General features: G+C 32.1%; 8 protein-coding genes. 7 read left to right on the top strand and 1 reads right to left on the bottom strand.

The genetic code is table 11. The features are described 5' to 3' along the window. Positions 1–145: 145 nt before the first annotated feature. Positions 146–1,657: a S1 RNA-binding domain-containing protein gene (locus Q0C22_RS03555; RefSeq protein WP_291490711.1), complete on the bottom strand. Its 1,512-nt coding sequence runs from the start codon at positions 1,655–1,657 to the stop codon at positions 146–148. A gap of 100 nt (positions 1,658–1,757) precedes the next feature. Between Q0C22_RS03555 and Q0C22_RS03550 the strand changes: the two genes are divergently transcribed. The 7 genes from Q0C22_RS03550 to Q0C22_RS03520 all read left to right on the top strand — a co-directional run. Further along, on the top strand, positions 1,758–2,432 hold the full coding sequence (locus tag Q0C22_RS03550; protein WP_291490708.1) for a histidinol phosphate phosphatase domain-containing protein: 675 nt from the start codon (positions 1,758–1,760) through the stop codon (positions 2,430–2,432). Further along, complete coding sequence (locus tag Q0C22_RS03545) at positions 2,417–3,532, top strand: PQQ-binding-like beta-propeller repeat protein (protein WP_291490707.1); 1,116 nt, start codon at positions 2,417–2,419, stop codon at positions 3,530–3,532. Before Q0C22_RS03550 ends, Q0C22_RS03545 begins: the two co-directional genes overlap by 16 nt. 10 nt (positions 3,533–3,542) lie before the next feature. Then, on the top strand, positions 3,543–5,396 hold the full coding sequence (gene ftsH / locus Q0C22_RS03540; protein ID WP_291490705.1) for an ATP-dependent zinc metalloprotease FtsH: 1,854 nt from the start codon (positions 3,543–3,545) through the stop codon (positions 5,394–5,396). Beyond that, positions 5,389–6,204: a universal stress protein gene (locus Q0C22_RS03535; protein ID WP_291490702.1), complete on the top strand. Its 816-nt coding sequence runs from the start codon at positions 5,389–5,391 to the stop codon at positions 6,202–6,204. Before ftsH ends, Q0C22_RS03535 begins: the two co-directional genes overlap by 8 nt. Positions 6,205–6,340: 136 nt before the next feature. Next, positions 6,341–7,531: a thiolase family protein gene (locus Q0C22_RS03530; RefSeq protein ID WP_291490700.1), complete on the top strand. Its 1,191-nt coding sequence runs from the start codon at positions 6,341–6,343 to the stop codon at positions 7,529–7,531. Further along, the gene (locus Q0C22_RS03525; protein WP_291490698.1) at positions 7,532–7,930 is read left to right on the top strand and encodes a Zn-ribbon domain-containing OB-fold protein; all 399 of its coding nucleotides are present in this window, start codon (positions 7,532–7,534) and stop codon (positions 7,928–7,930) included. A gap of 12 nt (positions 7,931–7,942) precedes the next feature. Further along, the coding region (locus Q0C22_RS03520; RefSeq protein ID WP_291490696.1) for a CoA transferase subunit A at positions 7,943–8,927 on the top strand (985 nt) is incomplete at its 3' end.

The raw sequence follows: 8,927 nt of genomic DNA, 5'->3' as shown, positions 1-8,927 counted from the left end.
TATTGTAGAGGCTGTATTTGGTGTAATTATACCAGAAATATTAATAACAGCAACTCTAGTAGGACTCAATGAATAGTAAAAAAAATTAACAACAAAAATTAACAAAAAAACTATAAAGAAAATTTTTACTATTCTTTTCATAATCTTACATTAACCTCGAAATCATTTTTCTTCTAGGTATTTCAAGCCTAATTATCTTTATTTTAACTTTTTCATCTTTGTTGACGGTTATATTATTAAGTTCACTTCTTGGGACAAGGCTCTCAACACCTTTTTCAATTTTTACAAATACACCAAAATCTTTTACACCCGTTACAACACCTTCTATAACATCTCCTACTTTGTATTTACCTTCAATTAAACTCCATGGATCTGGTTCAAGTTGTCTCAATGAAAGAGCAATTTTTTTCTTTTCCAAATTAATATCAATTATTTTAGCCTTAATTTTTTGAGAAATGCTAAGCGATGGTCTTTCTTCTGGAGACCATGAAAGCTCATTTGTGTGAATTAAACCTTCAATACCTTCATCTATTTTTACAAACACACCAAAATCTTTTATGCCAGTTATAACACCTTCAACAATATCACCTACATGAAATTTTTCTTCAATATCAGACCATGGCTCTGGTTCAAGTCTTTTAATACTTAAAGCAATTTTTTTCTTTAAGGTATCAACCATGAGTACTTTTGCTTTTATTGTCTGACCAATACTTAATTCTTCCTTTGCTTCTTTTGGAAATTTAACCCAGCTAATTTCAGAATTATGAACAAGACCTTCAATACCCTCTTCAAGTTCTATAAAAACGCCATAATCCACTATATTTGAAATTTTACCTTCAACTATATCTCCTTCTTTAATTTTTGTTTCTTCCCATGGATCGGCTGATAAGTGCTTAATACTTAAAAAAATCCTTTTTTTATCGTCTTTTTCTTCTATGCGCATAACTTTAGCTTTAATTTCATCCTGTGGCTTTAAAACTTCCCTCGGATTTAAAATTTTTTTCCAGGAGATGTCAGTAATATGAACAAATCCATCAACACCACCCAAATCCACAAAAACTCCATAATCTACTATGTTTTTTACTTTACCTGTTACAATATCTCCAACTTTTATTTTATCTATTAAATCGGATCTTTTTTTATCTGCAATTTCTTCCAATAATTGTTTTCTTGACAAAATAACATTTTTTTTCTGATCATCAATATTTATAACTTTGAATTCGTACTCTTTGCCAATGTAATAGTCGAAATTCCTTTTTTTCGACAAATCAACCAATGATCCAGGCAAAAAAGCCACAAAGCCATCTACGTCAACCAAAAATCCACCTTTAATAGAAGCTTTTATGATACCTTTTACAGGTTTTCCTTCTTTAAAAGCCTGATTTATTGCATTAAAACCTAATACTCTATCTGCTTTAGCTTTTGAAAGAATTTGAAAACCATTTAAATCTTGTTTTCCTAAAAACATAACTTTTATTCTATCACCAATCTTACATTCGCTTTTAAACTCGTTTAATGGCACAATACCTTCTGATTTATAACCTATATCTACAAATACATAATCGTCTTTAATATTGATAATTGTACCTTCTATAATTTCGCCTTCTTCAAAATCCTTAAAAGTATTTTCGTAATTCAACATATAATCCTTATCCATACAAACCTCCACGACCTTGATTTGTCTATTATAACTTATATAAAAAGCTTGTCAACAAATAAAACTTGACAAGTAAAAACAATAGTCTAAAATTAAAGTTATGATTGATTTTCACACACACACAGTGTTTAGTGATGGAGAACTTATACCATCTGAACTGGTAAAAAGAGCAAAAGATAAAGGCTATAGAGCCATTGCTATAACCGATCATGCGGACTTTTCAAACTTAGAAATCATTATCAACGGTATAAAAAAAGTAACGTATGGTTTAGAAAAATATTATGGTTTATATGTTTTTTGCGGAGTTGAAATAACGCATGTTCCGCCAAAACTAATAAAAAATACAATAGCAGCATCCTGGCAACTTGGTGCTGAAATTGTAGTTGTTCATGGTGAAAGTCCCGTAGAAAATGTTGCCAGTTTAACAAATTTATATGCTATAGAAAGTAAATGTGATATTTTAGCACACCCTGGTTTAATCGATCAAAAAGAAGCTCAACTTGCAGCCAAAAACAACGTGTATTTAGAGATTACATCAAGAAGTGGACATAGTTTAACAAACGGTCATGTATTTCAAATGGCAAAAAAATATAATGCAAAGTGCGTTATAGATACAGATACCCATTCTCCTTACGATCTTATCGATATAAATTTTGCAAAGACAATACTTTATGGGTGCGGAATGGATGAAAATGAAGTTTGCACTACATTGAAAAACAGTGAAGAACTCTTAGAAAAAATTTTAAAAAGGAGATTTTTGTGCTCAAAAAAATAAGTCCAATTTTTTTATTGTTGACAATTTTTTTACTGTATTCGTGTTCTAGCACAAAACATATCAATCTTACTGTTGAAGAAAAACCACTGCCTATAGCAAAACAAATGAGTATTGTAAGTCCACCAGTAAAAGTAGAAAAAATCTACAGTGTTGGTCCTGTATCTTACAGGGCAAAAATATACATTAACGATGATACATTGTTTATTGGAAGCACAAACAAGCACCTTTATATGATAAATCTCAAAACACATGATATTAAGAGTTTCGATATTAAAGAACCCATAGAAGTAGAAATTTATGCTGACAACTATATATATGTAGGCACAACAAAAGGACAGCTTTTAAAAATGGACTACAAAGGTGGAATTGTATGGAAAAAACAATTTAGTTTTCCTATTGTGGGTAGTATAATAGAAGACGGAGTTTATTTATACGTAACTACCACAAACAATACTCTTTATAAAATAGATAAATTAGATGGAAAAATTTTATGGGAGTTTCACAGAAATACAGCACCTATGAGTGTAAAAGGCTTTAGCACACCGGTTATAACAAATGATGCTATCTACATAGGTTTTGATAACGGCATGCTCTATAAGTTAACCAAAAATGGTGATGAAATTTGGGAAGTAAAAGTTGGTAAAGGTGAGCTTTTTGTTGATGTTGATTCAAAAGCTGAACTTACAAGCTCTCATGTTTATGCAACTAGTACAACGGGCTATACTCAATCAGTATCAATTGACAAAGGAATCAATGTATGGTCAAAAGAAATATCAAGCTTTGCAAATCTTCAAATTTCTCCTTTTGCCTTATTTGTTGCAAACGAAAAAGGTGGAGTAGATGCCCTTGATCCTCAAAGTGGAAGTATTATTTGGAGTAAAACTTTAAGTTACAATTATGATATTTATTCAATGTATCTATCTGGCAACGATTATCTATTTTGTCTGCTTTCAAATGGAAGATTGGTAGTATTAAATGCCTTAAACGGAAAAATTATGCAAATATTTAATTTAGGTGGTATTTTTGATTCAAAATTTACATATTATAAAAATGCTCTGTATATAATTTCAAGAAATGGTAGCATATATAAAATTTATTGAAGGGTAAAATATGCAAAATAATAACGATAATGAACAAAAACCAAACAAAGAAAATAATTATCAAAATTTAATAAAGTTTTCGTTGTTTTACCTGCTAATTGGGCTTTTAGCAATCTATTTTTATCAAAGCTATTTTGCGCAAGAAAAGAAAACGCTTACTTACTCTGAGTTTAAATCGCTTGTAGCTAAAAATAGGGTAATTAGTTGCGAAATTTCTTCTCAATATATAAAAGGCGAATATCTAAATGATAAAAACAAAAAAGAAAGCTTCGTTACGATTGCAGTAAATGATCCTAATTTAGTAAAAGATTTAGAAGAACACCATGTAAATTTTAGCGGTACAATTTCAAATACCTGGCTTACAAATCTTATATTCGGGTGGATTTTGCCATTTGGGTTACTTTTTTTCTTATGGTGGTTTATGACAAGAAAAATAAGGGGCTCAAGTGGTTCTATCTTTGGGTTTGGCAAAGGCAGGTTTAAAGTTTATTTAAATAAACGTCCAGATGTCAAGTTTTCTGATGTAGCAGGCATTGATGAGGTTAAATATGAAGTAGAAGAAATTGTTGAATTCTTAAAAAACCCAGGTAAATACCAAAGACTGGGTGGAAGAATACCTAAAGGCGTTTTACTTGTAGGTGCTCCGGGTACAGGTAAAACCCTCCTTGCAAAAGCTACAGCAGGCGAAGCAGAAGTACCTTTTTTAAGTATAAGTGGATCTGAATTTATAGAAATGTTTGTAGGTGTTGGTGCAAGCAGGGTAAGAGATTTATTCCAAGAAGCCAAAAAATTAGCTCCATGTATAGTTTTTATTGATGAAATTGATACAATTGGAAAAAGCAGAGCAATAAATACAATTACATCCAATGATGAACGAGAACAAACACTCAATCAATTATTAGCAGAAATGGATGGGTTTGAATCAAACCTGGGCGTTATAATTATGGCCGCAACAAATAGGCCAGAAATCTTAGATCCTGCACTTTTAAGGCCAGGAAGATTTGATAGACAAATTATAGTTGATAAACCAAATGTAAATGGCAGAGAAGCAATATTTAAAGTCCATGTTAGAAAAATTAAACTAGATCCAGATGTAGATATTAAAAAATTAGCTCAAATGACACCAGGGCTAGTTGGTGCCGACATAGAAAATATCGTTAACGAAGCAGCACTTTTAGCAGCAAGGGAAAATAGTGAAACAGTAAATATGAGACATTTTGAAGAAGCAATAGAAAGACAAATTGCCGGTCTTAAAAAGCAAAATAGAGCAATGCGAGAAGAAGAGAAAAAACGCGTTGCTGTACACGAATCTGGTCATGCTATTATAGCTTATCTATTGCCAAATGTTGATAAAGTTCATAAAATATCCATTATACCCAGAGGAGTTGCTGCTCTTGGCTATACTCAACAACTTCCCACAGACGATAGGTATTTAATTACAAAGCAAGAAATGCTCAATATGATAAAGGTACTTTTTGGTGGTAGAATAGCAGAAGAACTCGTTTTAAAAGATGTTTCAACAGGCGCACAAAATGATTTATCACGAGCAACTGATATTGCCAGAAGTATAGTTACAAAATTTGGAATGAGCGAAACTATTGGCTTGGTTGTTCTTGAAGATCCAGCAAAATCTAGATTTTTGGGTACAGAAAACATATTCACTCAAAAAGATGAAATTAGCGAAAAAACAAAAGAAGCTGTAGATGCAGAAATAAATAAAATACTAAATGATTGCTATAAACAAGCAAAAGAGATGCTGGAAAACAATATGGATAAATTGGAAAAATTGACAAATTTACTCTTAGAAAAAGAAGAAATCAATGAAGAAGAACTAAAAAAGGTTATGGAGAGTGAAAATGTATAATTTAAGCAAATTACTAGTAGCAGTTGACTCCAGTCCTTATAGTACAAATGCAATAAAATTTGCGCTCGATTTTGGAAAAAAATTTAATTGTATTGTTGATGCATTACATGTAATAGATACTATGCAACTTGAAGGTCCGTTTATTTACGATTTAAGCGGTGTTTTAGGTTTTGAGCCATTTATAAATTTTAGCGCTGAACTTAAAAAAACGCTTGAAGAAAAAGGAAGAAGCATACTCCAAGCATTTTCTGAAATGGCACAAAATGAAAATGTAAAATTTAACTCGTTTATCGAAGTTGGTATAATACCAATAACAATAGTAGAAACCTCTTATGAATACGACATGGTCTTTATTGGAAAAAAAGGCATTAATGCTTCATTTGAAAGGGGAATTTTAGGCAGCAATATTGAATCTACTATTAGAAAAATAAAAAAACCTATTTTTGTTGCCGACAAAGACTTCTATGAAATAAAAAATATTGTGGTTGGCTATGACGCCAGGGAACCAGCCAAAGAGGCTCTTGAACTGGCAAATGCACTTGCTGGTAATCTTAAAGCTAAAATACACATAGTAAATGTAAGAAAAACCGAAACAGAAAATCTTGAAGACAGTGATTTAAACATCATATACCTTACAAAACAAAAAAGTGTTGCTGATACTCTCATTGAATATACAAAAAATCTCCAAAACCCATTACTAATACTTGGAGCATATAATAAAAACAGATTGCTTGAAATGATTATAGGTTCTACTACAGAAGCAATACTTAGAAAAGAGTGCAATCTGCCTTTAATTATTGTGAGATAGACTAAGCTGTTTGTTTTAGAAAGTAATAAAATAAACGAGTGCTTTTTATGAATTATTTCCTTCAAATACTTGAATTTTTTAATTGATATAAAATTAAAATTAGTTAATTAATTATATTCCATACATGAGGTGAATAATGAAATACACTCATCTAAAAAAACTAAGGGATAAATATGCGATAGTTGGAGTCGGCTACACACCACAGGGAAAAGTCCCAGGAAGATCAGCATTGAGTTTTTATGTAGAAGCTGGAATAAATGCTATAAAAGATGCTGGCTTAAAAAAAGAAGATATTGACGGTCTTATATGTTACAGGCAGTTTCCAGCAATATCAAATGAACCAGAAGCAACTCCTTACCTGGTAGCTCAATTATTGGGTATAGAACCTACTATACTAAGTCAAGAATCATACTGTCCAAGACACCATTTTGTCCAGGCTGTCTCGTTGTTAGAAGCAGGTTTTTGCAATTATGTTTTGATAATCTATGCGGACAATGCTTTATCTGGACGTAGAATGTTTATTGAAGAAGCTACTCATCCAGAGCCTAAAAATGACAATTATCTGTATGGTGAATTTGGATTCGTTGGAGACTATGCTCTGGCTGCAAGAAGAGCTATGTTTGAATTTGAAACAGGTCCTAACACATGGAAAGAAATAGCTGTAAGTCAAAGAAAATGGGCTAATCTTAACCCAAATGCCACAATGTATAATAAACCACTTACTTACGAAGATTATTTAAACTCAGAATACCTTATAGAACCGTTTAGAAAACTGGATGCCTCACTTATAAGTGATGGTGGTAGAGCATGTATTGTAACTTCTGTTGAAAGAGCAAAAGATTTAAAAAATCCTGTTGTTTCTATAATGGGTATTGGTGAAGCAAACCCAAGTATTGATATCCATCAAGCTACCTATATAACTGGACCTACGGGTGCTAAAAAAGCCTCTCAAATGGCTTTTGAGATGGCAGACATTACGCTAAATGATATAGATGCTTGTGAAATATACGATTGCTTTACCTATACTGTTGAAATAACTATGCAAGATTACGGTTTTTTTAAACCCGGCGAAGGAAAAGATTTTTTCAAAGATGGTTTCACTGCCCCTGGCGGTAAATTACCTGTAAATACTTCTGGTGGTTTGCTTTCCGAAGCTTACTTTATGGGTCTTACGCCTATAACAGAAGCAGTTATGCAATTAATGGGAAGAGCAGAAAAAAGACAGCTTGGCGTGGCAATAGGAAATAAAAAGCCTGAAATTATACTATGTAGTGATAACGGAGGCGTATTACAAACACATTCTACTATCATATTAAGGAGGATGTAAATGAATTTATTTTTACCAACACCTACTGCCGATACTAAATTTTTCTGGGAAGCCACACAAAATAAAGAATTAAAGTTTCAAAAGTGCAAGAATTGCGGTCATGTAAGATGGCCTGCGTCTATTGCATGTCCTGAATGTCACTCTTTTGACTTTGAATATGTGATTTCTAAAGGTATAGGTAAGATCTATAGTTTTGTTGTTTACAATGTAGCATTTCATGAAGCTTTTAAACAAAACCTTCCTTATGTAGTAGCAATAATAGAATTAGAAGAAGGACCTCATATCTTAAGTAATGTGATAACTAATAATCCTGCAGAATTAAGATGTGAAATGCCTGTGAAAATTATTTGGGAAGAATATAAAAATTATAATATACCAAAATTTAAATTAAATTATTAGGAGGGCATAGACATGGAGAGCGTAGGAAGGTTATATGGATTTTATGATCCTGATGAAATGCGCGTTATATTTAAAAATCGCTCAAAAAAAATGTTTAATAAGGTAACTACTTTAGAGAAATGTATTTCGGAATATTTAAAAGATGGTGACTACATTGCAGCTGGTAACTCTGCAATAGAAAGAACACCTGTAGCTGCTCTTATGGAGCTTATAAGACAAACTAAGAAAAATCCAAGGAAAAATCTTAAATATGGGGCTGTTGGTGGATCTCCATTACCTTCTGTATTAGCTTTTATGGCTGGATGTTTTGAGGAATGTGATATCTCATACGGAATGGCATTAGAAGCTTTAGGCGTATCTAAGATGGCCAGAAGATGTTTTGAAACAGGAAAGGTAAAAGTTACTGAATGGTCTAATGGAACACTTGCTTGGCGAGCAAAAGCTGCAGCAATGGGTCTTTCTTTTTTACCAGCTAGATCTATTCTTGGAACAGATACTTTTAAATACAGTGCAGCGAAAGAGATCACTTGTCCTTTTAGTGGTAAAACATATGCCGCTATTCCAGCATTGTATCCAGATATAGTTTTTATACATGTTCATGCTGCAGATATTTATGGAAACAGTTTTATTAGAGGCACAACGTTAGTTGATGTTGAATTAGCTGAAGCATCAAAAAAAGTCATTATAACAACAGAGAAATTAGTACCCACAGAATTTTTCCGTGATGATCCATTAAAAACAACTATACCTTTCTATTTAGTTGATGCTGTTGTAGAAGTACCGTTTGGAGCTCATCCGGGGGGGATGCCATATGAATATCACATGGATGTTGATTTTTTGAGGGAGATGTTAAAAGCAGCAGAAAATGAAAGTTCGTATAACGCATTTTTAGAAAAGTATATTTACAATGTTAAAGATTTTAATGGTTTTTTAGAAATGACTGGCGGAATCGAAAAATTAAGAAAATTAAGACACAAAGTATTACACCTTGATGTAA

Source organism: Desulfurella sp., from assembly GCF_023256235.1.
In the GTDB taxonomy this organism is placed as follows: domain Bacteria; phylum Campylobacterota_A; class Desulfurellia; order Desulfurellales; family Desulfurellaceae; genus Desulfurella.
The sequence above is the reverse complement of the archived record's forward strand: the minus strand, read 5'-3'. Positions and strand labels throughout refer to the sequence as shown.

Bases quoted from the DNA above. Each gene is read 5' to 3' on its own strand.
- Q0C22_RS03555 (WP_291490711.1), bottom strand. From the start codon at position 1,657: ATGGATAAGGATTATATGTTGAATTACGAAAATACTTTTAAGGATTTT.
- Q0C22_RS03550 (WP_291490708.1), top strand. From the start codon at position 1,758: ATGATTGATTTTCACACACACACAGTGTTTAGTGATGGAGAACTTATA.
- ftsH (WP_291490705.1), top strand. From the start codon at position 3,543: ATGCAAAATAATAACGATAATGAACAAAAACCAAACAAAGAAAATAAT.
- Q0C22_RS03535 (WP_291490702.1), top strand. From the start codon at position 5,389: ATGTATAATTTAAGCAAATTACTAGTAGCAGTTGACTCCAGTCCTTAT.
- Q0C22_RS03530 (WP_291490700.1), top strand. From the start codon at position 6,341: ATGAAATACACTCATCTAAAAAAACTAAGGGATAAATATGCGATAGTT.
- Q0C22_RS03525 (WP_291490698.1), top strand. From the start codon at position 7,532: ATGAATTTATTTTTACCAACACCTACTGCCGATACTAAATTTTTCTGG.